The sequence below is a fragment of the Pseudogemmobacter sp. TB195 genome (genome assembly GCF_058313095.1).
Window position 1 is genome coordinate 43,424 of record NZ_JBZEGG010000013.1, and the last position, 21,260, is coordinate 64,683.

The window sequence follows — 21,260 nt, forward strand, 5'->3', positions numbered from 1 at the left end:
ATAGATCATGCGCCTCTCAAGCGGAAGACCTGTCTCATGCGTTATATCATATCGAACACCCTTTCCAGCGCCGCCATCCTGCTTGGCAGCGCCGCTCTCCTTCCTGCGGCCTTTGCCACCGCCGCCTTTGCCGAAGTGCCGAAAGTGGTGACCGATATCCCGCCGGTCCATGCGCTGGTCGCAGCGGTGATGGGGGATCTCGGCCAGCCCGATCTTCTGCTGGAACCCGGCGCGTCTGAACATCATTTCCAGCTCCGCCCCTCCCAGGCGCGCGCGCTCTCGGCGGCGGATCTGGTGGTGCTGATCGGGCCGGAGCTGACGCCCTGGATTGAACAGCCGCTCGCGCTGCGGCCGTCCGGCGCGGCGGTGCTCGGCCTCCTCGCGGCAAAGGGCACGCATCTGCAGGACTATGGCACAGACGGCGATGCAGAGGGGCATGATCACGACCACGGCCACGATCATGAGCACAGCCAAGAAGACGGACATGACCATGGCGAGGCCGCGGACGACGGTCACGACCATGGCCATGATCACTCCCATGAGGGAACCGACCCGCATGCCTGGCTCGATCCCGCAAATGGCCGGCTCTGGCTCGGGGTGATCGCGGCAGAACTGGGCCGGCTGGATCCGGAGAACGCAGTCGCCTATCAGGCCAATGCCGCCGCTGCCGCAGAGAAAATCACTGCCGCCGATACCGAGGCGCAGGCGCTGCTCGCCCCGGTCAAAGACCAGCCTTTCGTAAGCTTTCACGACGCCTGGGGCTATTTCACCGCGCATTACGGGCTCAGCTCTGCCGGCGCAATTTCGCCGGGGGATGCCAGCACGCCAGGCGCGAAACATCTCACCGAACTGCGCGCGAAAGTCGCCGCCGGAGCGGTGGTCTGCCTTTTCCCCGAGGCCGGACAGGACCCGGTCCTGGCGGAACGGGTGGCTGAAAACACCGGTGTCCGGATCGGCGCCGCGCTTGACCCCGTGGGGACCGCGATGGACCCGGGGCCGGACCTTTATACGCTGCTGCTGACATCGACCGCCCGGCATCTCGCCGAGTGCCTGTCGGCAGGCCCCGTCGCGCAACCCTGATCAGAGGCTCTGAATGTGGCGTGCCCCCGGGTGCAGCTTTCGCAATGTCAGCCTGACCCACTGACGGCCCCGTAGCGAAATTGCGGCCGGGGCTGCACAGGAGCGCTTAACGGGGTATCGGGCTGATCATCCACGGCGGCATTACAGATCAGCTGATCGCGACGAAAGATGCGCCGCAACCAGGATGACCCACGCAGCAACCGCATCGGTCACCCGCCGGAACCGGACCGCTCCAACAGGCGGCGGCCCGCTCTCACTGCAACAAACCGGGCGCAAGGATGCGCCCGGCTTTCCTGTGGTCAGCCGGATACCAGACCTGCGGCGCGGAACAGACCGATCACATCCGCCTCGGGGCGTGCGCCGAAATGGCCGATCACCTCGGCTGCGGCGACGCAGCCCATCCGGCCTGACACTTCGAGCGAGGCTCCGGTCGCGAGACCATAAAGGAAGCCCGCCGCGAACTGATCCCCTGCCCCGGTCGCGTCAACCGGCACCACGCGGGTGACCGGCACCACCACCTGCTCATCGCCCCGGATCAGGATCACTTCGGAGCCAGAGCGCGTGCAGACCACCAGCCCGGCATCCTGCGCCGCCTGTTCCAGCGCCGCAGACAGATCGGTCTCGTAAAGCGAGGCCCATTCATGTTCATTGCCGATGACGTAATCGAGGTCTTTCACCAGCTTGCGGAAACTGTCGCGGTGACGGTCGACGCAGAACGGGTCCGAAAGTGCGATCCCGGCCTTGCCGCCGCCCTGACGGGTGAGCTTTGCCGCGCGCTCAAACGCCGCCTTGCCCTTGTCTTTGTCATAAAGATAGCCCTCGAGGAACAGGATCCCGGCGCCACCGGCGACCGAATCCGACACATCTTCCGGCCCCAGTTCGGACGAGACCCCGAGATAGGTGTTCATCGAACGCTCGCCATCGGGCGAGACGAAGATCATCGAGCGCGAAGTCGGAAGCTCTGCGCCCGGCACCGGCGGGTTCACGAAATCGGTACCCTCATCCGCCATGCTTTGCGCGTAGAAGCGACCAAGGCCATCATCGCTGACCCGCCCGATAAAGCCCGTCGAAAGGCCAAGGCTGCCGAGACCCGCGATGGTATTCGCGACCGAGCCGCCCGGCGCCTCGCGACGGTTGTCCATCGCATCATAGAGAAACTCGCCCCGCTCGCGCTCGACCAGCTGCATGATGCCCTTTTCGATGCCGGTGCACGTCAGAAAGCTGTCATCTGCGGTGGAGAGTACATCCACGATGGCATTTCCGATGCCTACGACCTGGTATTTCTTCATGTCTTCTCCTCGAAAAGGCACCAGTCTCTGATGGGGCAGATGCCGCATTTGGGGTTTCGCGCGACGCAGATATACCGCCCGTGCAGGATCAGCCAGTGATGCGCGTGTTGCTGGAATTCGGCGGGGACATTGTCTTCGATGGCGCGCTCGACGGCGGTCTCGTCGCGGCCCGGACAGATGCCGCTGCGGTTGCCGATGCGGAAAATATGGGTGTCGACGGCCTGGGCCGGAATGCGGAACCACATATTCAGCACGACATTGGCGGTCTTCCGGCCGACCCCGGGCAACGTCACCAGCGCCGCGCGCGAGGACGGCACTTCGCCGCCATATTCATCGATCAGGCGCTGGCTGAGTTTGATGACGTTTTTCGCCTTGTTGCGATAAAGGCCAATGGTCCTGATATGGTCGATCAGGCGCTCTTCGCCAAGCGCGAGCATCTTTTCCGGCGTATCGGCGATCTGGAACAGCTCGCGCGTCGCGCGATTCACGCCCTTGTCAGTGGCCTGGGCAGACAACGCCACCGCCACCAGCAGCGTGAAGGCGTTGGTGTGGTCAAGCTCGCCCTTCGGCTCGGCTTCGGTTTCCCGAAAGCGGGTGAAGACGGCGTGCATCGCATTATAATCGAGCTGGCGTATCATGGCAGGGCTTTGCCATGGCGGGAGGGCGGGAAACAAGCGTTTTGCGCCGTTTGCAGCGGGAATAGCCTCTGGCCAATGACGGATGCCTCCGGCGAGGGCGCCTTGATCAGGGGATACAATCCATCACGACTGCTGTTCAGAAAGCCACAGCACATGGACCGATCGGCACAGAGCCGCGCATGGGACAGGTCAGCGTCACCCCACTGTCACCTATCCCGTCAAGGTGATATAGGATAAGGCAAGCCCGGCCTTTTGCGGGCCACACCTCTGTCAGACAAGAGCAGCACTATGACCAGGATTTCTATTCTTCTTGCATCGGTTTGCGCCATCGGCCTGTCGGGCTGCGTTGATCCGAATGCCTATCCGGACAATCCCAATGCCCGCTCGCAACAGGGCGCGATCATGGGCGGTCTGGTCGGCGCGGCTGCGGGCGCCAGCTCGGGCGGCAAGGGCAGCCTTGGCAAGGCGGCCGTGGGCGGCGTGATCGGCGCAATCGCGGGCGGCGCCATCGGGGCGACGCTGGATCAGCAGGCGGCCGAGCTGCGCTCGCAGATGTCGCCGGGCGTCAATGTCACCAATCATGGCGATTACCTGCTGGTGAACATGCCGCAGGATCTGCTGTTCGCAACCGACAGCGCCACGCTTTCGGGCTCGCTGCAAGGCGATCTGCGCGCCGTCGCGCAAAGCCTGACGCGCTATCCGAACAGCCAGGTCCAGATCATCGGCCATACCGATTCGACCGGGGCTGCAGCCTATAACCTCGACCTGTCGCAGCGCCGCGCCAACTCGGTTGCGACCGTTCTGCGTAACAATGGCGTGCCGGCGGGCCGGATCTCGGCAATTGGCCGGGGCGAAGATGTGCCGGTGGCCTCGAACCAGACCGCCGATGGTCGCGCAAAGAACCGCCGCGTCGAAATCTATATTCGCCCGACCAACTGAGCCGGCGGAAAGAATGCAGAAGGGCCGGGATTACCCGGCCCTTTTTTAATGTCCTGAGGTTCTTTTGTCTGGTTCTGCCCCGGGGCTCAGCCCGCGATACCTGCAACCGGCGTGTCCTGGCTGAAGAGATTGATCCAGGCCCCGCCCTGTCGGCGCCAGATCGAACTGACATAGTAAGCCTCATCGCGCGTTGCGCCCGTGCGGCGAAAATCGGCGCGACAGGCCAGGAGCGCGAGCGGCGTAGCTTCTTCCAGTCCCGGTGCAACGGTGCCGGGAGGCACCTTGCCAGACGCATCCGAGTCACGCGGGTTCAGGTCATGCAGACCGATACGGCCCAGGCGCATCACGCGCCGCCCCATCTGCTGTGACATCTCCCGTGACCAGCGCCTGCCAGACCCCTGTCTCGGCCGCTGTCGTCAGCTCGGCGAGCAGATCAGTTGCCACCAAGGATCCCTTCCAGAAGCCGCCCCGCCTCCTGTGACACCGCCTCGCGGGCGCGACGTTTGGCGGCCTCCTGCAGGCTTTCCTCTGCGGCGGCCTCGATCCCAAGCTCGGATTTCAGCTTTGCCTCCAGCTCGGCTTTCGCCCGCGCTTCTGCCTCTTTCGCCTCGGCCTTCAGCCGTTCCTCGGCGGCCTTTGCCTCGGCCTCCATCTTTTCACGGGCGATGGCCTCGAGATCCAGGCGGTAAGTGGGATCGGCCCAGGAACCGGTGATCCGCAAGGGCACCATTACGCCGCCAGTGCCCTCACCGTCTCCCGGGAAGGCGGTCGGGCGCAGCCGCATGTCGAGATCGCGGTCCCCCAGCCCGATGCGCCCCGCGCCGCTTGCGGTCAGGTAGGGGGCGACGAGGCTCAGGTCGCTGGTGGTGAGGTTGCCGTCCAGAATGGTGAATGTGCCGGCGATCCCGTCGAAAATCGTCTTCTGCCCCTCGCCAACATAAGAGGTGTCGAGACGGCGCAGCATACCCGCGATGTCGAGACCCCGAACTTCCCCCTTGCCCAGTGTCAGGCTGCCATCACCTTTCAGGCTGCGCATGATCTCGTCGATGGAATTGCCGACGCCGAGGAATTTCAGATTGAGGCTCGCCTTGGTAATCATCCGGTCCCAGCCGGCAAGGTCCTGCATCAAAGGCGCTACATCGAGACCTACAAGCGAAAGATTGCCCCCGACCGACAGACCGCCCCGCCCGTTGACGACGAATTCCCCGCTGACGGCGCCGCCATAGGCGGCAAGCTGGCGCAGATCGAACACCGCGCGCGCGCGGTCAATGGTCAGCATAAACCTGGTTTCGCCGAATTTCACCACGCCCAGATCAACCGAATTGGCGGCAAGGCTGATATTGGCGTCGACGAGACCAAGCGCCGAGACGTCGATATGATCCCTGGGCCAGCCCGGCGCCTTCATGCCCCCGGCTGCGCCGCCGCCGGGTGCGGTTCTGTCACCGCCGCCCGAGAGGCCAGCGAACTCAAGCGCATCTGCGCGCAGATTGCCCGAAATTTTCGGACGCGCCTCGCCCTGGCTCAGATCAAGATCCCCGAGCAGGCGGTTGTTATCGGCGAGGATTTCGGCACCGCGAAGATAGAGCGCGCCTTTTTCATCCAGCACCACCTGGCCGGTCACGGAAAGCCTGTCGGCGCCAAAGCCCGCAGGAGGGGCCGAGACCGCCGTTCCGAACGCCGCCCCGAGGGCGGGGATATCGGAAAGACTGGCAGTCAGCGCGCCCTCGGCCGCCCGGGGCGCCCAGCCGCCGCGCCCGACAAAGCCGATCCGGTTCTGACCGATGGTCAGATCAAGCGTCAGCGGCACCACCCGCCCATCGGCAAAGGCGGAAAACACCCCGCCTTCGGCGCTGATCGACAGGGGCTGACCAGAGGCGACCGCGCGCGCGGTCAGGGTGAAGGACCCGGTGAAGTCAGGGATGGAAAACTCGGCATCAACCCCGTCCAGCACCAGATCCTGGCCCGTGCCATGGTCGATGTAACGCAGCGTCGCACCGGAGATGAGGCCGCGTTCCAGCGTGAAGGCGGTCGGGCCAGCGGGCGCCGTAATGGCGGGTGCGGTATCCCCGGCCCCGTCTGTTATGGCGACTGGCTCGGGCTGAAATTCCCAGTTGGCCTCGCCGCTTTTGCTGCGCTCAAGTTGCAGTCGCGGGCGTTGCGATGCGATCCCGAGGATTTTCACATCGCCCCCGAGGAGCGCCGAGGCACTGAGTTCGATTGTCACACTGTCCGCCGCAAAGAGCGGCGTGGCGCTGTCGGACCAGGCGGCATTGGCGATCCTGACCGGGCCGGTTTTGATGCCCAGAACCGGCCAGAACCGGGGCGAAACCTCGCCCTCGATCTGCAGGGCGCGGCCGGTGGCCTTTTCGAACTGGTCCGCCGCCAGCCGGGCGATCCGATCCGCCGGGATCATCATGACCCCGACCACAAGGATCAGCACGAGGACCGCCAGACCCGCAAGCGCCCGCCAAACCCACCGCATCGCCGTCTCCAGTCTTTTATTATGCTCTGGTAACGAGTTTAGGAGCGGAGCGGTTCCACGGGCAAGGAGCGCTGCGTGATGCAGCACGGCTCTGGCATCAAATTGCCGGGAGCGCGGACTGTGTTGCGGCCCTGACCGGGGCGCAGGAGCCTCCGGCGGGAGTATTTCTCTCAGAAGGAATTGGGCATACTCCCAGGCGTGAGGCGTTCATGCCCCCTATCCAGGGGGGCGGGAATGGCCTATAGGCGCGCGCATGTCGCAAAATCCTCCGCTCCTCCGCCCTGACCTTGCCCGTGCAACCGTCCCCGAAATGGCGCGCCGTGAGGGGCAGCCGACAATTGGCATGGTCTCGCTCGGATGCCCCAAGGCGCTGGTCGACAGCGAGCGGATCCTGACACGGCTCCGGGCCGAGGGCTATGCGATCTCGCCCGACTATAAGGGCGCCGATGCGGTGATCGTGAACACCTGCGGGTTTCTGGATTCCGCGAAGGCCGAAAGCCTGGATGCGATTGGCGAAGCCCTGCGCGAGAATGGCCGGGTGATCGTGACCGGATGCCTGGGGGCCGAACCCGAATATATCACCGGCGCGCATCCCAAAGTGATGGCCGTGACCGGCCCGCATCAATATGAACAGGTTCTGGATGCGGTGCATGGCGTCGTGCCGCCCTCGCCCGATCCGTTTATTGATCTTTTGCCGGCCTCAGGCATCCGTCTCACGCCGCGACATTTCTCATATCTCAAGATTTCAGAGGGCTGCGACCATAAGTGTAAGTTCTGCATCATCCCCGATATGCGCGGGAAGCTGCAGTCGCGCCCGGCCAAGGCGGTCTTGCGCGAGGCGGAAAAGCTGGTCGAGGCGGGCGTGAAAGAGCTTCTGGTCATCAGCCAGGACACCTCGGCCTATGGCACCGACTGGAAAGGCCGCGACGAGAAATTCCCGATCCTGAGCCTTGCGCGCGATCTCGGCGCGCTCGGCGCCTGGGTCCGGATGCATTACGTCTATCCCTATCCGCATGTACGCGAGCTGATCCCTGCCATGGCAGAAGGGCTGATCCTGCCCTATCTCGACATCCCCTTCCAGCACGCGCATCCCGAGGTCCTGAAGCGCATGGCGCGGCCCGCCGCGGCATCGCGGACGCTCGACGAGATTGCCGCCTGGCGCGCCGCCTGCCCCGATATCGTGCTGCGCTCGACCTTTATCGTGGGTTACCCCGGCGAGACCGAAGCAGAGTTCCAGACGCTGCTCGACTGGCTGGATGAGGCGCAGCTCGACCGGGTCGGCGCGTTTAAATACGAGAATGTGAGCGGTGCACGGTCAAACAGCCTGCCCGATCATGTGCCGGAAGAGGTGAAGGAAGAGCGGTTCGCCCGCTTTATGGAAAAAGCCCAGGCGATTTCCGAGGCGAAACTGGCGGCGAAAATCGGCAGCCGGATCGAGGTGATCGTCGATGAGGTGGACTCAGACGGCGCCACCTGCCGCACCAAAGCAGATGCGCCCGAGATCGACGGCAATCTCTTTATCGACGAGGAGTTCGAGGGGCTTACGCCCGGCGATATCGTCACGGTTGAGGTGGACGAAGCCGGGGAATATGACCTCTGGGGCCGGCTGGTCTGAACCGCCCCCTCCTCTGAACCGCCCCCTCTGAGACGGCGTCGCGGCGAGACCGGTTTCGGCACCGCTACGCCGTTTTCGCGCCATCTTCTTTTGCCACAGAGAGCCCCGATTACGGAGGATCTCTTATGTTTTTACATCATTCCTTTACCCATGGCAGGCGCCTGTCTTCCGCGCTGCTGATCGCGGGCGCGCTGTCCTTGACCGCTGGCGCGCTGCAGGCCCAGGACAGTATCCCGGTGCCGGATACCGCCCCTGACAGCCCCCTCGGCACCCTGCGCAGCGCGGCTCTGGCCGGAGATTTCGCTTTGCTTGAGACCGCGATCCAGGGGGCCAGAGAGGGGGACAGTGACGGCGGCAACGGCGATCAGGCGCGGGCGATTTTCGCCCTTTTCAACAGCACCGACCCGGCAATTGACCAGGCAACAAAGGCCTGGCTTGCCGCCGATCCCGCAAATCCAAACGCCATGACCGCGCGCGGCTGGACGCTGCGCAGCCGTGGCTTTGCCCTGCGCGGTGACGGCTATATCGATGATGTGCAGCCCGCAGCCCTCGCACGGTTTCGCAGCCTGCATGCCGAGGCCTGGGATCTCGCTCTGGCGGCGGTTGCGGCTGATCCGGCCTCGCTTCCGGCCTCGGATCTGAAGCTGAGCGTCGCGCATACCACCGGTCATGCCTCTGCTACTCCTGTCGAATTCACCCGCATGATGGAACTTGTGCCGAACCGTCAGACACTTCTCTGGGCCTCGGTCGGCATGGCGCCGCAATGGGGCGGAAAAAGCGGCTGGGGGCGCGAGGCCTGTGCGCTCTGGGCCGAAAAGATCCCGGCACCCGAAGGTTATGACGCTGCGGCCTGCGCCATTGAGGCAAGCTATTTCGCCACAGATGAAGCCGCGATCCAGGCCTGGGCGCGCGCGGATCTGCGCAAAGATGACAGCCCCTTTCTCGATGCCTGGCGCAGCCATGACGCAACCCATGGCCGCGCTGGCAGCGACACGGATCGCGCCTGGGCGAAGGACTGGCTGACCCGCGAGGGCAAAAAATCGCAGCTGACCTTCCGCCAGGCGATCCAGCTGGAACAAATGAACGGCCGCAGCCCGCTCAGCGACGGGCCGGGGCCGGTGCTCGACACGGTTCTGCGCCGTGATCTGGCGGCGATCTGCCGCGCCGCCGACGAGGATCCGGGCAACTGGCGCAAGGTCTTCGACTGCAATCAGGGGCTGGGCTACAGCCGCTTTATCGACCTGCCGCGCGACAAAGCGGCCGAGGTGGCACGGCTGGAACGGCTGGTCACCCTTGCCCCTTACGAGCCTTATATGTGGGAATATCTCGCCATGGAATTGCGCGACAGCACCCCGGCAGAGCGGCTGACTGTCGAGGCCGGGGCCGGGATGATGGCGGCCTTCCGCACCGCGCTGGCGCTGTCGGGAAATGCGCTGGATGTCGCCAGCCGCTATGAGCGCTTTGCCCAGGGGATCTGGAACGATATGGACCGGATCAATGTCGATGCCATTGACACGACCGGCGCGCCCGCCTTCGCGAAAGAGGCGTTTGACACCGCCATCGCCTGCCCCGTCGTCCATGCGATCCGCCTGCATCGCGGATTGTGCAAAGAGACCGGCACCAAAACCGCCGCCTGCGAGATCGAACATGACCAGGCCTATCGCGTCGATTACCTCGACCGCGCCGCCCGCCGGGGCGCCTGCGCAGCGGAGGGCACCCTGACGCGCCCGCTCAAAGGGCTGAAACTGCCGCTGCCGGATTTCGGCAACAGCGGCTACGAATAAAGCCGTGCATTTGCAGGTCCGGGCGCGCGTCAGCGCCCGGTCTCTTCGCGCCGCGCCTCAAACCAGGCCCGGACACAGGCGGTGACATGCGAAAACCGGTCGCCTCCCAGATGTACCCCGCCATACCAGCGGGTGACGACGATGATATGATCCTGCAACCCCTCGCGCTCAAGCATCCTGAGGATGATCGCCGCCGCGCCGCTTTCGCCGTCATCATTGCGCAAGGGGCCGTCTGCCAGTGTATTGGCGGCCCAGGAATTATGGGTGGCTTTGGCGAATTTCTTGTCACGTTTCAAAGCGGTCAGAAAGGCCAAGGCGCCCGCCTTGCCCGCCACCGGCCCGCCCGACACCGCATAGCGCGAGCCTCGGTCACGGATCACATCAGCAAGTGTGAAGCCCCCATCCGGCAGATCCGCCATCCGCTCAGCCGCCCGCGATCCGCTTCACTGTCGCGCGAACCACCGCGAGCCGTTCGGAATTCGCGGGATGCGAGCCCATGAACCGGTCGCCGGGATCGGGCAGACGGGTGAAGAAATTCGCGCCCCGGATCGGATCATAGCCCGCCGCCAAGGCGATCTCGGCCCCGAGCGCATCGGCCTCAAGCTCGAATTCCTTGGAATAATGCTGGGCGGCAAGCCCCGCACCGATCTCCTGGACACGTTTCAGCTCCTCGCCGGTGAGCCCGGCGGACTGGCCGAGGATTCCAACAAGGATCGCGCCGGTCATCGCCTGATCCTGACGGCGCGGGATATGGCCGGCAATGTGATGCGCCGCCTCATGGCCCAGCACAAAGGCCAGCTCATCGGGGTTTTTCGCCAGATTAAGCAGGCTGCGGGTGAAAACGATCACCGGGCGGCCATTGTCGTCAAGCGTCTGGAAGGCATTGGCGGGCTGCGCGCGGTCCTCGTCCACCGCGATCTGGAAGGCGCAATTGCCCCTGCGCAGCTTCTCGCGGCAATAGCGAATGACAACCGGGGTCATACGCGCGGCGACGTCGAGGATCGGATCATTGGCGGCAAGCGGCTTGCCGTTCGAGGTCAGGACTTCCTGGCGTATGGTGCCGCCTGGCCCACCCCCTGCCGGATAGGCCGCCGGAACCACACAGCCCGACAGCACCATGGCAGCTGTGAGGCCTGCGGCGAGAACCGGCATCCGGCCCAGACGGCGCAGGGCGGCCATCAGACCGCACATGAGACTGCACATGAGACCGGGCATCAGGGCCAGAGGGGTAGTTTTGGACGAGGAATCGAGAACCATGGCGCCGGACAATCTGGAAAAGACAGCTCAGCCTTAGCAGCATCTCTCCCCTGGCGGAAAGGGCACATTGCCACCCCGGCCGAATGCGGATCGCGCGCCGCCCCTGCACACAAATAGTTTACCGCCAGACCAGGGGGCCCGCAAAAGGCTCCCCTTCCGAAGGGAAATAATTGCCGAAGCGCGGTCTGATACATTGCCCCTCGCGTGCAAAGCAGCCATGCTGGCATCATGTTCACGATCGAGCACGAATATGACGCGACGGTTGTCACCCTGATCGACGAGGGAGGCGATGGCATGCCGCTGACCGGCGATGTCACCATCACCGCTTTCGATGAATGCGTGACGGTCGAACAGACCGATCCCGAAACGGATGAAACCTCGCGCATCACGCTTTCCATGGCGCAGATCGCAGACCTTGCCGCCGCGCTCGACCTTCCCGAGGGCAGCTACCGGATCGACACGCGCAAGCGCTGAGACCGGGCACCACTCTCGCGCCGATCAGGGGCCTTGCCAATGTGTCCCCTTCTGATGGAGGCCACGGGCGTCAGTCTTCAGTCCAGGCGGAAGAGCTTGTCGCGTGATTTGGCACCCCGGACCAGGGTGAGCCGCGATTTGGCCACGCCCATCGCTTTCGCGAGCAGGTCACGCGCCGCAAGGGTTGCGCGGCCATCTTCGGGCACGACCGTCACGCTGATCCTGACCGGCACGCCTGGCTCCAGCTGTTCGCGCCGCGCATTGGGCGTTACCCTTACCGCGATCTCCGCTCCGCTCACCGCCATTCCGGTCAGATCCGGCAAAGTCATATTCGCGTCCTTTCCCCTTGCGGTCAGCATCCGGCTTCGCAACTCTGGCCACAAGACAGGAGGCCCGGATGGTCACAGGTTTTTTCTCGGATGAGCGGTGTTTCTGGCATGGCGGCGGCAATTATGCGCTGACACTGCCGGTTGGGGGCCTTGTACAGCCAACCATGGGCGGCTTGCCCGAGAACCCGGAAACCAAGCGCCGGCTGAAGAACCTGATCGAGGTGACCGGGCTGATCCGCGATCTCGACCATCGCAGCAGCGATCCGGCGACGGATCAGGAACTCGCCCGGGTGCATCCCAGGGCCTATCTTGATGCCTTCCGCGCGGCCTCGGATGCGGGCGGCGGCGAGCTCGGTCTGCGCACACCGTTCGGGCGCGGCGGGTATGAGATCGCGGCGCTTTCTGCCGGGCTGACCGTCGCCGCGCTGCGGTCTGTGCTGGGAGGTGACCTGCAGAACGCCTATGCCCTCTCGCGCCCACCGGGGCATCATGCGCTTCCCGACTGGCCCAACGGGTTTTGCCTGATCAACAATATCGCGGTGGCGATCGAGGCCGCCCGAGCCGAGGGAAGTGCGACCCGTTTCGCGGTGGTGGACTGGGATGTGCATCACGGCAATGGCACCGAGGCGATTTATTACGCCGACCCCGATGTGCTGACGATTTCCATCCATCAGGAGCATAATTACCCGCTCGATACCGGCGACGCGGCGGATCGCGGCAAAGGCGCCGGGCTGGGCGCCAATATCAACCTGCCATTGCCGCCCGGCGCCGGTCACCTCGCCTATCTGACCGTGTTTGAAGAAGTGGTGATCCCGGCGCTGCACCGCTTTCGCCCCGATGTGATCCTTGTGGCCTGCGGCTTTGATGCCTCGGGCGTTGATCCGCTGGGCCGGATGCTGGCCACGGCCGAGACGTTCCGGCAGATGACGCGGATGGTGATGGGGGCGGCGCGGGATCTGTGCGACGGGCGCCTCGTCCTGAGCCATGAGGGCGGCTATTCCGAGGTCCATGTCCCGTTTTGCGGCCATGCGGTGCTTGAAGAGCTTTCAGGCAGCAAGATCAGCGCCCCCGACCCGCTGGCCGCGACACTTCTGCAACGGCAGCCCCCGGCGCGGGCGGATGCGTTCCACCTGGACTGGATCCGCGAGCTTGCCGTCCTGCATTCGGCCTGAGCCCCGGAATTGCAGGCCCGCTCACGCGCCCTGACGCCCGCTTTGTCGGGGAGCCCCATCTGCGCTCCCGGGCAAGGGCGTCCCCCGGACAGGAGGCGCCCCGGGAGGTCGGCCTGCCCCAACTTGCAGCCCGCCGGCGCAGAACTGTCACGAGGGTGTCAGATCTGGTGCCGCTGTCAGAGCGCGGCAAGCCGTGTAGCCCCGACCACGCGCGCCCTTTCCGGCAGGGCATCCAATCCTGATGACGGAGCCTTTCGCGATCTGGTCCCCGTGCGGATGGGCGGTTATAGCAGAAGCTACCCGGCAGACAGCCCCGGGGCCGGAGCCGAAAATGACAGACCAGATCACCGTCGAGACCGCGATTGCCGGGCTTCGTGCCGCCGCCGACCCGGCCCGTGCCGCCGAGGCCGCCAGCTATCACAAGACCGCCCGTGACTATCTTGGCATCCCGGTGCCGGTGCTGACGGAGCTGGCAACCGCCTGGCGCCAGGGGATCGATATTGACCAGCGGGTCGCGCTGGCCTCCGGGCTTTGGGACAGCAATATCCATGAGGCGCGGATCGCGGCGGCCAGGCTGATGGTCCAGGCCCGGATCCGCCCGGATGACGGCGTCTGGGCGCTGATCGCCTCCTGGGTGCCGCAATTTGACGGCTGGGCGATAGCCGATCATGTGGCCGATGCCGGCGGGCGCCGGCTGATCGCCGATCCGTCGCGCCTTGACGAGGTCGAGACCTGGACCACCTCGCCGCATATGTGGTCGCGGCGCGCGGCGCTGGTCTTCACCCTGCCCTGGGCAAGGATGAGCAACCCGAAAGCCGCAGACCTTGAGATCCGCGAACGGGTGCTGGGCTGGGCCGGGCGCTATGTTACGGAAAGTGACTGGTTCATGCAAAAGGCGGTCGGCTGGTGGATCCGCGATTTTTCGAAACATGATGCAGCGCGCACCGAAGCGTTCCTCGCCGGCCCCGGCCAGGGGCTGAAGAGTTTCGCGAAAAAGGTTGCCCGTACCTGGCTGCCCCGGGACTGACGCCTCGCCACCTCTCGTTCGATAATCACGAACCCGGCTTTCCGCCTCCGGGGACTGCCTCTTCCGGCCATGAAATGGCATATGGGGGATGACAGTTTCGACAGGAGGCAGGAATGACCACTCTTTTCTACAAACAGGGCGCATGTTCGCTGGCGCCGCATATCGTGCTCGAATGGATCGGCGCGCCTTATGAGGCCGTGCGGGTCACCGCCGGCTCGCCCGAGATCCTCGCGGTCAATCCGACCGGCGCGGTGCCGGTCTTGCGCGAAGACGATGGCTGGCTTTTGACCCAGGCCGGTGCGATCCTCGACTATCTGGCGCATAAGCACCCCGGGGCCGGGCTTTCCGGCGGCGACAGCCTGCGCGCCAAAGCCGAGGCACATAAATGGTCGGCCTTCCTGACCTCGGATGTCCATGCCGCCTTCTGGCCGGTCTTCATGCCCGACCGCTATACGACCGATGGTTCCGATGCGGCAAAAGCCGCCGTGACCGCCGCCGGGATCGAGCAGGTGAAGAAGAAGTTCGCGGTGCTGAACGATCATCTCGCGGGGCGCGACTGGTTTCTCGACGGCGGGCGCTCGGTGATCGATGCCTATGCTTTCCCGATGATCCGCTGGGGCCGTGCGAAAATTCCGGGCGGGCTGAAAGATTATCCCCATATTCAGGCGCTGCATGACCGGCTGGCGGCTGACGAACAGGTGCAGAAGATCCTCGCGCGTGAAGCGGGGAAATAACCCCGCGAAAGGAGAGCTGAAATGACAACGGGCATCCATCACGTCACCGGAATCACGGCCAGTGTTCAGGCCAATGTCGATTTCTATATGGGCTTTCTGGGCCTGCACCTGGTCAAACAGACCGGCGGATTTGAGGATGCCGAACAGCTCCACCTGATCTATGGCGACGAAACCGGCAGCCCTGGCTCGCTTTTGACCTTCCTGGTCTGGGAGGCGGCGGGCCGGGGTCGCACGGGTCTCGGCCAGGTTTCGGAAATTGCCCTGGCGGTGCCGTCAGAGACGATCGGCGACTGGCTGACCAGGGCGCTCTCAGAGCGGATCCAGGTCGAAGGCCCGGGCCGGGAATTCGGCGAGCCGGTCTTGCGGCTGAAAGACCCGGACGGGATGGTCGTGAAGCTGACCGGCACCGATAGCATGGCTGCGATGCGGGTCCGGGGCGTCACCATCCTGACCGATAAGGGCGATGAGACCGCCGGTTTCATCACCCGCTTCGGCTATGGTGAGACCGCCCGCGACGGCGCCAGCCGCCGGCTCAGCTCTGACACGGATGTGGTTGATATTCGTGAGGTTTCCGGATTCGTGCCCTCGATCCAGGGCGCGGGCGTCGCCGATCACGTCGCCTTCCGCGCCCCGGATGTGGCAGCGGTCCAGGCGATGCGGGTCTCGCTTAAGGATTACGGGCCCACCCATGTCCATGACCGCAAATATTTCCTGTCGCTCTATGTCCGCGAACCGGCTGGCACGCTGATCGAATATGCCACGGACGGGCCGGGGATGAGCGTTGATGAGGCGCCGGATCAGCTGGGCAAGCGCCTGATGGTGCCGCCCTCTGATGCTGCGCGGGCAGATGACCTTCGGGTCATGCTGCCGCAATTCGCCCGACCGGGCGAGGAGAGATTTCCGATGCGCGATCTTGCCTTCATCCACCGTTTTCACCGGCCTGAAGACCCCGATGGCTCGACCATCGTGCTGCTGCATGGCACCGGCGGAAACGAAACCGATCTGATGCCGCTGGCGCATAAGATCCATCCGCGCGCCACATTGCTGGGTGTGAGGGGCCGCTCGACCGAGGAAGGCATCAACCGCTGGTTCCGCCGTTTCGACGCGGTGACCTATGACCAGGATGATATCCGCGCCGAGGCGGAGGCTTTTGCGGATTTCACCGCTGGCGCGATAAGGGGCTATGGGCTTGACGAGGGCAAGCTTTCTTTCCTCGGCTATTCCAATGGCGCGAACCTGCTCGGCGCGATCCTGCAACTGCATCCGGGCGTGGTGAACCGCGCGCTGCTCCTGCGCGCGGTGCAGGCGCTGGAGGTGCCGCCTGGTGGCAAGCTGGGTGCACCAGAGGTCCTGATGCTGAACGGCGCCCGCGATCCCTTCGCCCGAATGGCCCCGGCACTGGAAAGCGCTCTGCGCCAGGGCGGTGCAGATCTGACCGCCGAGACGCTTTCCGCCGGACATGAACTGGCCGCTGACGACCTGACCCATGCCCGGGCCTGGCTCCGGGCCCGCACCTAACCCTGTGTCGCCCCCTGGATCATCTTGAGCCAGGGGGCTTCGCCGTTGAAATGCCCCAGCAGATGGTCGATGAAGCGCCTGAGTTTCAGCGGCATCGGCTGCACCGGCGGCCAGAGCGCCGTCACCGGCAGGCTGCGCGTGCCGCATTGGCCTAAGACCGCCACCAGCGCCCCCGATTGAAGTGCAGGTGCCGCGATAAAGCCGGGCAGCATGGCAAAGCCAAGGCCCGCCACCGCCATATCGCGCATCGCCTCGCCATTATTGACGCTGATCCGCTCGGTCACGGCGGGCGAGACCATGCGACCGCCCTCGCTTAACTGCCAGAGATCCGCGTTGGAGATATGGCTGTAGCCGATCACCGGCTGGCCGGTCAGGTCCTGCAAACCTGCGGGACTGCCGTGGCGGGCGAGGAAATCGGGGCTGGCACAGACCAGCGAGCGATCCTCACAAAGCTTTCGCGACATCAGCGCGCCGCCCGGCGACTGCCCGACCCGGATCGCGAGGTCAAACCCTTCGCGCGCAAGATCACGGGCGCGGTCGTCGTAATCAACCCGGATCTCCAGCCCCGGGTGAAGCCGCGCGAAATCCGCAATGATCCCGGTCAGATGCAGGGTGCCAAAGGTCATCGGCGCGGCAAGTGAGAGCGTGCCGCGCAGCCCCTCGCCATCGCCTGTCCCTCCCCAGGCGGCGGATTCCGCCGCAGCGCGCAGATCGGTCAGCGCCGGGCGAAAGCGGTTGGCCAGCCGGTGCGCGGCCTCGGTCGCAGTGATGCGGCCGGCATTGCGGCGAAACAGCGCCACGCCAAGCCCGGTTTCCAGATCACCCAGCCGTTTTGAGACCACCGATTTCGACAGGTTCAGCCGCGCGGCAGCAGCGGTGACGGTGCCAAGCTCCATCACGGTCAGGAAAGTGTCGATTTCATCAAGAGTGTAGCGCATGACCGACTTTCGCCTGGACAGGGCCGTTCGTAAAGCGCGAACACCGGATCAGGCAATGCATCGCTGGAAGGAAACGGCCGCTGCACGCATATTCAGGACAACGAAAGGAGGCCGATCATGGCAAACTCTTCTGACCTTACACTCGGCGGCATCCATCACCTGACGGCGATCACCGCCAATGCCCCTGAAAACAAACGTTTCTATACCGAGACCCTGGGCCTGAGGCTGGTGAAAAAGACCGTGAACCAGGATGATACTTCGGCCTATCACCTCTTCTATGCCGACGGGCTGGCAAGCCCGGGCACCGATCTGACCTTCTTTGACTGGCCGGTGGGGCGCGAACGGCGCGGGGTGCATTCGATCAGCCGGACCGGCCTTCGGATTGCGCCTGACAGCTTTGATTTCTGGGCTGGACGGGTCCGCGATCATGGGCTGGTCAGCGGGGCTGTCAGCACGGTTGACGGGCGGGTGAGCCTCGATTTCGAAGACCCCGAAGGCCAGCGTTTCCGGCTGACCGCCGATGAACCGGGTGTGGCGAACCCCTGGGACCGGAGCCCGGTCGAGGCGGCGCATCAGATCCGGGGCCTTGGTCCGATCACCATCTCGGTCGCCGACCTGGCGCCGACAAAGGCAGTGCTGGAGCGGGTGATGAACATGCGCGAGACCGGAGAATATGCGAGCCCGGATGGCGAAGGGGTGGTGCATGTCTTCTCGATGGGCCAGGGCGGTCCGGCGGCGGAGCTGCATGTCGCGGTGCAGCCCGGATTGCCGGTAGCCCGTCAGGGCGCAGGTGCGGTGCATCATGTCGCCTTCCGCACCCCGGATACGCAAGGCATCCAGGACTGGGCCGCACGGCTCAGGGAGTTCCGCATTCCCTCTTCCGGCGAGGTGGAACGCTACTATTTCCGCAGCCTCTATTTTCGGGAGCCCGGTGGCAATCTGTTCGAAATCGCCTCGGACACGCCTGGTTTCACCGTGGACGAGCCGCTGGAAAGCCTCGGCGAACGCCTGTCGCTGCCGCCCTTCCTCGAAGCAAAGCGCGAGCAGATCGAGGCCAGGCTGAAACCGCTGTAATCTGGTCGTGCGATTAACCAGAGGCGGTGGCCGCCCGCCTCACGGCGGGCGGCGGGGAGGGGGCAGGGGAAGGGTTCCCCCTCCCCTGCCCCCTCCCCGGTTGCGCCTTTGGCGCAACCGCATCTCCCTCAGCTCAGCCGAAGATCAGGAGGACAAGGATCCCGCCCGTGATCAACAGGCAGCCGGTCACTTCGCGCGGCGCGATCTTTTCGCGAAAGAAGAAGACCGTCGCCGCAAAGGTGAATAAAAGCTCAACCTGACCAAGCGCCTTCACCACTGCCGCGTTTTGCAAGGTCATCGCCGAAAACCAGCACAGCGAGGCCCCTGCCCCGCAGACACCCGCAAAAAACGATACTTTCCATGCTTTTGCGATGCGGGAGAATTCCTCCCGCTCGCGCCAGAGCATCCAGCCCCCCATCACCACCACCTGCACGACCAGGGTCGCCACCAGCGTCAGGGTCGCCTGGGTCAGGAAATCCGGCCCGCCAAGCGAAAGCGACGCCGCCCGGTAAGACACCGCCGACCCCCCGAACATCGCCCCGGACCCCAGCCCGATCAGCGCATTGCGCGAGAAGACCGAGGTCAGGAGGCTCCGCCACCCCCCCTGGACATGCGCGACTGATATCAGCATCACACCCGCCACGCTGATCGCGATTGCAGCCAGCGCGCCCGGCGTCACCCGCTCGCCCAGAAAGATCAGTCCGAACAGCGCGGCCTGTGCGGGCTCGGTCCGCGAATACGCCGTCCCGACCGCAAAATTCCGAAAGGAAAACAGGTGGATCAGCAGGAATGTCCCCGCAATCTGCGACAGCGCTCCGATGAGAACCCAGAGCGCGAAGTCGATCTGCGGCACCGGCAGTGGCCCGCGCCCCGAGGCCAGCACCCCCGCCAGCATCAAAAGCGCCACCGGCAGACCAAAGCCAAAGCGCACGAAGGTCGCGCCGGTCGTGCCCATCGCGCCTTTCAGATGCTTCTGCGCCGCCGAGCGCAGGTTTTGCAAAAAGGCACCGGCAAGGGTGATCGGGATCCAGATTTCCATGCTCAGAACCTCCAGCTTTTAAGGCGACTATGCGAGCGAGGCGCCACTGGCAAGCGCCCGAAGCATGCGCCATCCCCACAGGACGGCACGCGCCCCGGTGAAAGCGCCCGGATGAAAACACAGGGAAAACCCTCCCTTGTGCCGCCATGCATCTCCGTCCAGACTCGCGTGAAACCCGATTTCAGGATGTCCGATGCGCCCGTTCGCTCTTGCTGCCCTTGTCCCTCTGGTCGCCGGCCTGCTTACCGCCGCCCCCGCCTTTGCCGCCTGCCAGGGCGAGGGTCTCTTTGAATGCCGCATCGGCAAGAAAGCGCTGGAAATCTGCCGTACCGGCAGCGCGGTAAGCTATCGCTTCGGCCCCGCAGGCAAGCCAGAGCTCGAGATCGCCACGGCACTGAGCGATCTGCAGTACCAGCCCTGGCCTGGCGTCGGCCGCGCGATCTGGGAGGCTGTCACATTCCACAATGACGGCACCAGCTATGAGGTCTGGTCCAGCTTTGACCGCCAGGACCCGGATGCAAGGCCCGAAGGCGGGGTGAATGTGCTCAAAGGCGAGAAGCTGATCGCCGCGCTCGACTGCACCAAAGGCTCCGTTCTAAGCGGGCTCGATCTGCTTTACGGCGCGAAAGAGAGCATCGGCCAATGCTGGAGCTTTGAGAACCACCGCTGGACCACCGCGCCCTGCAACTAGGCCAAATCCCCTTTTGATAGCCCATGCCGTCCGCCCCGGGCGGACCGATCTTCTGCTGCCCTTCATGCAGGATCGGTTTTCTCCGCCGGCGGAACGGCGTCAGGGGAAAGCACGCCTTCACCCATACCCGCGCGCGGAGCGGTCGGGCCCGCACCGTCCCAGGCCTCGCCCATCGCGACAAGGCAGCTCAGCCCATCCGCATAATTTTGCAGCAAAAGCCAGTTTCCATCCGCATCGGCACGGATCTCGATCATCGCCTCGGAATCGCGCAACCCCTGGCCCTGGGTGGCAAAGTCCCGCCCATGTTCAAGACGCGCCAGCAGCCGGGCCCTCGGGGCGCAGATCGTCTCGCCGCCAGGCCCCTTTTGCACCCGGCCTGTCTCTCCCGGGCCTTTCAGGGCCTCCTGCGCCGATAAACCAGGAGCACCGCCCGGAAACACGGCGAGACAGGCGGCGGATAAAAGGGCGAGGCGCTGCGTCATGCATGAAATCGTAACATAGAAATGACAAATGCCATGCAAAAACACACCCCTCCGGGGAGCAGCGTTTGAGTCCTCCCGGCCACACCTGGCCCACACAATATCCGGTGGTTAACTTTTTCCCTTTCTCCTCATCCGGTGGTGGTGCCTATAGTCAGAGCAATGAACCGGGGGGAACACCCGGTCTTGAGGCAGGCCAATAACAACAAGCAAGGAGGGCGCGATGCGCTGCCCGTTCTGCGGTAATATCGACACCCAGGTGAAGGACTCGCGTCCCGCCGAAGATCACGTCTCGATCCGTCGTCGCCGTTTCTGCCCCGCCTGTGGCGGGCGTTTCACCACCTATGAACGCGTGCAGCTGCGCGATCTGGTGGTGGTCAAATCCAATGGCAAACGCGAGGATTTCGACCGCGACAAGCTGGAGCGTTCGATCCGGATCGCGATGCAGAAGCGCCCCATCGACCCCGAGCGCATCGACCAGATGATTTCCGGCATCGTGCGGCGGCTCGAAAGCATGGGCGAAACCGATGTGCCGTCGCGGACCATCGGGGAAATCGTGATGGAATCCCTCGCCAGGATCGACACGGTGGCCTATGTTCGCTTTGCCAGCGTTTACAAGAACTTCCAGGCTGCGGGTGATTTCGACCGCTTTGTCAGCGAGCTGCGGCCCGCCACCGACAAGGCCGAGGAGTAATCCCCCG

Annotated in this window: 22 protein-coding genes; 12 read left to right on the forward strand and 10 right to left on the reverse strand. The window is 64.6% G+C overall.

Annotation, left to right across the window (positions count from 1 at the left end; genetic code table 11):
- Window positions 1-36 precede the first annotated feature (36 nt).
- Window positions 37-1,080, forward strand: coding sequence for a zinc ABC transporter substrate-binding protein (locus AC4FS3_RS14340; protein ID WP_491021137.1), 1,044 nt, complete (start codon window positions 37-39; stop codon window positions 1,078-1,080).
- Window positions 1,081-1,379: 299 nt separating this feature from the next.
- Here AC4FS3_RS14340 and AC4FS3_RS14345 read toward each other — a convergent pair whose 3' ends face one another.
- Both AC4FS3_RS14345 and nth read right to left on the reverse strand, forming a co-directional pair.
- Window positions 1,380-2,369 carry an adenosine kinase gene (locus AC4FS3_RS14345; RefSeq protein ID WP_491021138.1) on the reverse strand — a complete coding sequence of 330 codons (990 nt, stop codon included), beginning with the start codon at window positions 2,367-2,369 and terminating at the stop codon, window positions 1,380-1,382.
- Entirely contained in the window at window positions 2,366-3,007 is a 642-nt protein-coding gene (gene nth / locus AC4FS3_RS14350; protein WP_283178400.1) for an endonuclease III, read from the reverse strand. The genes AC4FS3_RS14345 and nth overlap by 4 nt, the downstream gene beginning before the upstream one ends.
- A gap of 288 nt (window positions 3,008-3,295) precedes the next feature.
- Between nth and AC4FS3_RS14355 the strand changes: the two genes are divergently transcribed.
- Complete coding sequence (locus AC4FS3_RS14355; protein WP_283178401.1) at window positions 3,296-3,946, forward strand: YiaD family glycine zipper/OmpA-like lipoprotein; 651 nt, start codon at window positions 3,296-3,298, stop codon at window positions 3,944-3,946.
- A gap of 86 nt (window positions 3,947-4,032) precedes the next feature.
- Here AC4FS3_RS14355 and AC4FS3_RS14360 read toward each other — a convergent pair whose 3' ends face one another.
- Window positions 4,033-4,317: a hypothetical protein gene (locus AC4FS3_RS14360; protein WP_491021139.1), complete on the reverse strand. Its 285-nt coding sequence runs from the start codon at window positions 4,315-4,317 to the stop codon at window positions 4,033-4,035.
- Window positions 4,318-4,379: 62 nt separating this feature from the next.
- Window positions 4,380-6,428: an AsmA family protein gene (locus AC4FS3_RS14365; RefSeq protein ID WP_491021140.1), complete on the reverse strand. Its 2,049-nt coding sequence runs from the start codon at window positions 6,426-6,428 to the stop codon at window positions 4,380-4,382.
- Between the two features lie 253 nt (window positions 6,429-6,681).
- Between AC4FS3_RS14365 and rimO the strand changes: the two genes are divergently transcribed.
- Window positions 6,682-8,043, forward strand: a complete 1,362-nt coding sequence (gene rimO / locus AC4FS3_RS14370) for a 30S ribosomal protein S12 methylthiotransferase RimO (protein ID WP_491021141.1) — start codon at window positions 6,682-6,684, stop codon at window positions 8,041-8,043.
- Between the two features lie 125 nt (window positions 8,044-8,168).
- Complete coding sequence (locus AC4FS3_RS14375) at window positions 8,169-9,827, forward strand: hypothetical protein (protein WP_491021142.1); 1,659 nt, start codon at window positions 8,169-8,171, stop codon at window positions 9,825-9,827.
- A gap of 29 nt (window positions 9,828-9,856) precedes the next feature.
- Here the strand turns inward: AC4FS3_RS14375 and AC4FS3_RS14380 are convergent, their stop codons facing one another.
- Both AC4FS3_RS14380 and AC4FS3_RS14385 read right to left on the reverse strand, forming a co-directional pair.
- On the reverse strand, window positions 9,857-10,246 hold the full coding sequence (locus AC4FS3_RS14380; RefSeq protein WP_491021143.1) for a YigZ family protein: 390 nt from the start codon (window positions 10,244-10,246) through the stop codon (window positions 9,857-9,859).
- Window positions 10,247-10,250: 4 nt separating this feature from the next.
- Entirely contained in the window at window positions 10,251-11,006 is a 756-nt protein-coding gene (locus AC4FS3_RS14385; protein ID WP_491021144.1) for a M48 family metalloprotease, read from the reverse strand.
- Between the two features lie 306 nt (window positions 11,007-11,312).
- On the opposite strand from AC4FS3_RS14385, the gene AC4FS3_RS14390 reads away from it, so the two are divergent.
- The gene (locus AC4FS3_RS14390; protein ID WP_283178411.1) at window positions 11,313-11,558 is read left to right on the forward strand and encodes a DUF8831 family protein; all 246 of its coding nucleotides are present in this window, start codon (window positions 11,313-11,315) and stop codon (window positions 11,556-11,558) included.
- A 77-nt stretch (window positions 11,559-11,635) separates the two neighbouring features.
- Here the strand turns inward: AC4FS3_RS14390 and AC4FS3_RS14395 are convergent, their stop codons facing one another.
- The gene (locus AC4FS3_RS14395) at window positions 11,636-11,887 is read right to left on the reverse strand and encodes a DUF167 domain-containing protein (protein ID WP_283178412.1); all 252 of its coding nucleotides are present in this window, start codon (window positions 11,885-11,887) and stop codon (window positions 11,636-11,638) included.
- A gap of 68 nt (window positions 11,888-11,955) precedes the next feature.
- Here AC4FS3_RS14395 and AC4FS3_RS14400 point away from each other — a divergent pair, with 68 nt between their 5' ends.
- From AC4FS3_RS14400 to AC4FS3_RS14415, 4 genes are all read left to right on the forward strand, one after another.
- Window positions 11,956-13,059 (forward strand): class II histone deacetylase, encoded by a 1,104-nt coding sequence (locus AC4FS3_RS14400; protein ID WP_491021145.1) that lies wholly within the window; start codon window positions 11,956-11,958, stop codon window positions 13,057-13,059.
- A 331-nt stretch (window positions 13,060-13,390) separates the two neighbouring features.
- A complete protein-coding gene (locus AC4FS3_RS14405) occupies window positions 13,391-14,086 on the forward strand; it encodes a DNA alkylation repair protein (RefSeq protein ID WP_491021146.1) in 696 nt (231 codons plus the stop codon).
- Window positions 14,087-14,199: 113 nt separating this feature from the next.
- Window positions 14,200-14,820, forward strand: a complete 621-nt coding sequence (locus AC4FS3_RS14410; RefSeq protein ID WP_491021147.1) for a glutathione S-transferase family protein — start codon at window positions 14,200-14,202, stop codon at window positions 14,818-14,820.
- Window positions 14,821-14,841: 21 nt separating this feature from the next.
- Window positions 14,842-16,338: a VOC family protein gene (locus AC4FS3_RS14415; RefSeq protein ID WP_491021148.1), complete on the forward strand. Its 1,497-nt coding sequence runs from the start codon at window positions 14,842-14,844 to the stop codon at window positions 16,336-16,338.
- Here AC4FS3_RS14415 and AC4FS3_RS14420 read toward each other — a convergent pair.
- On the reverse strand, window positions 16,335-17,276 hold the full coding sequence (locus AC4FS3_RS14420) for a LysR family transcriptional regulator (protein ID WP_491021149.1): 942 nt from the start codon (window positions 17,274-17,276) through the stop codon (window positions 16,335-16,337). The genes AC4FS3_RS14415 and AC4FS3_RS14420 overlap by 4 nt on opposite strands.
- 117 nt (window positions 17,277-17,393) lie before the next feature.
- Here AC4FS3_RS14420 and AC4FS3_RS14425 point away from each other — a divergent pair, with 117 nt between their 5' ends.
- The gene (locus tag AC4FS3_RS14425; RefSeq protein WP_491021150.1) at window positions 17,394-18,350 is read left to right on the forward strand and encodes a ring-cleaving dioxygenase; all 957 of its coding nucleotides are present in this window, start codon (window positions 17,394-17,396) and stop codon (window positions 18,348-18,350) included.
- Between the two features lie 133 nt (window positions 18,351-18,483).
- On the opposite strand, the gene AC4FS3_RS14430 is transcribed toward AC4FS3_RS14425, so the two are convergent.
- The gene (locus AC4FS3_RS14430; RefSeq protein WP_491021151.1) at window positions 18,484-19,389 is read right to left on the reverse strand and encodes an EamA family transporter; all 906 of its coding nucleotides are present in this window, start codon (window positions 19,387-19,389) and stop codon (window positions 18,484-18,486) included.
- Between the two features lie 193 nt (window positions 19,390-19,582).
- Between AC4FS3_RS14430 and AC4FS3_RS14435 the strand changes: the two genes are divergently transcribed.
- Window positions 19,583-20,080 (forward strand): hypothetical protein, encoded by a 498-nt coding sequence (locus AC4FS3_RS14435; protein ID WP_491021152.1) that lies wholly within the window; start codon window positions 19,583-19,585, stop codon window positions 20,078-20,080.
- Between the two features lie 62 nt (window positions 20,081-20,142).
- Here AC4FS3_RS14435 and AC4FS3_RS14440 read toward each other — a convergent pair whose 3' ends face one another.
- Window positions 20,143-20,562: a hypothetical protein gene (locus AC4FS3_RS14440; RefSeq protein ID WP_491021153.1), complete on the reverse strand. Its 420-nt coding sequence runs from the start codon at window positions 20,560-20,562 to the stop codon at window positions 20,143-20,145.
- 220 nt (window positions 20,563-20,782) lie between these two features.
- Here AC4FS3_RS14440 and nrdR point away from each other — a divergent pair, with 220 nt between their 5' ends.
- Complete coding sequence (gene nrdR, locus AC4FS3_RS14445) at window positions 20,783-21,253, forward strand: transcriptional regulator NrdR (RefSeq protein ID WP_198837080.1); 471 nt, start codon at window positions 20,783-20,785, stop codon at window positions 21,251-21,253.
- Window positions 21,254-21,260 lie beyond the last annotated feature (7 nt).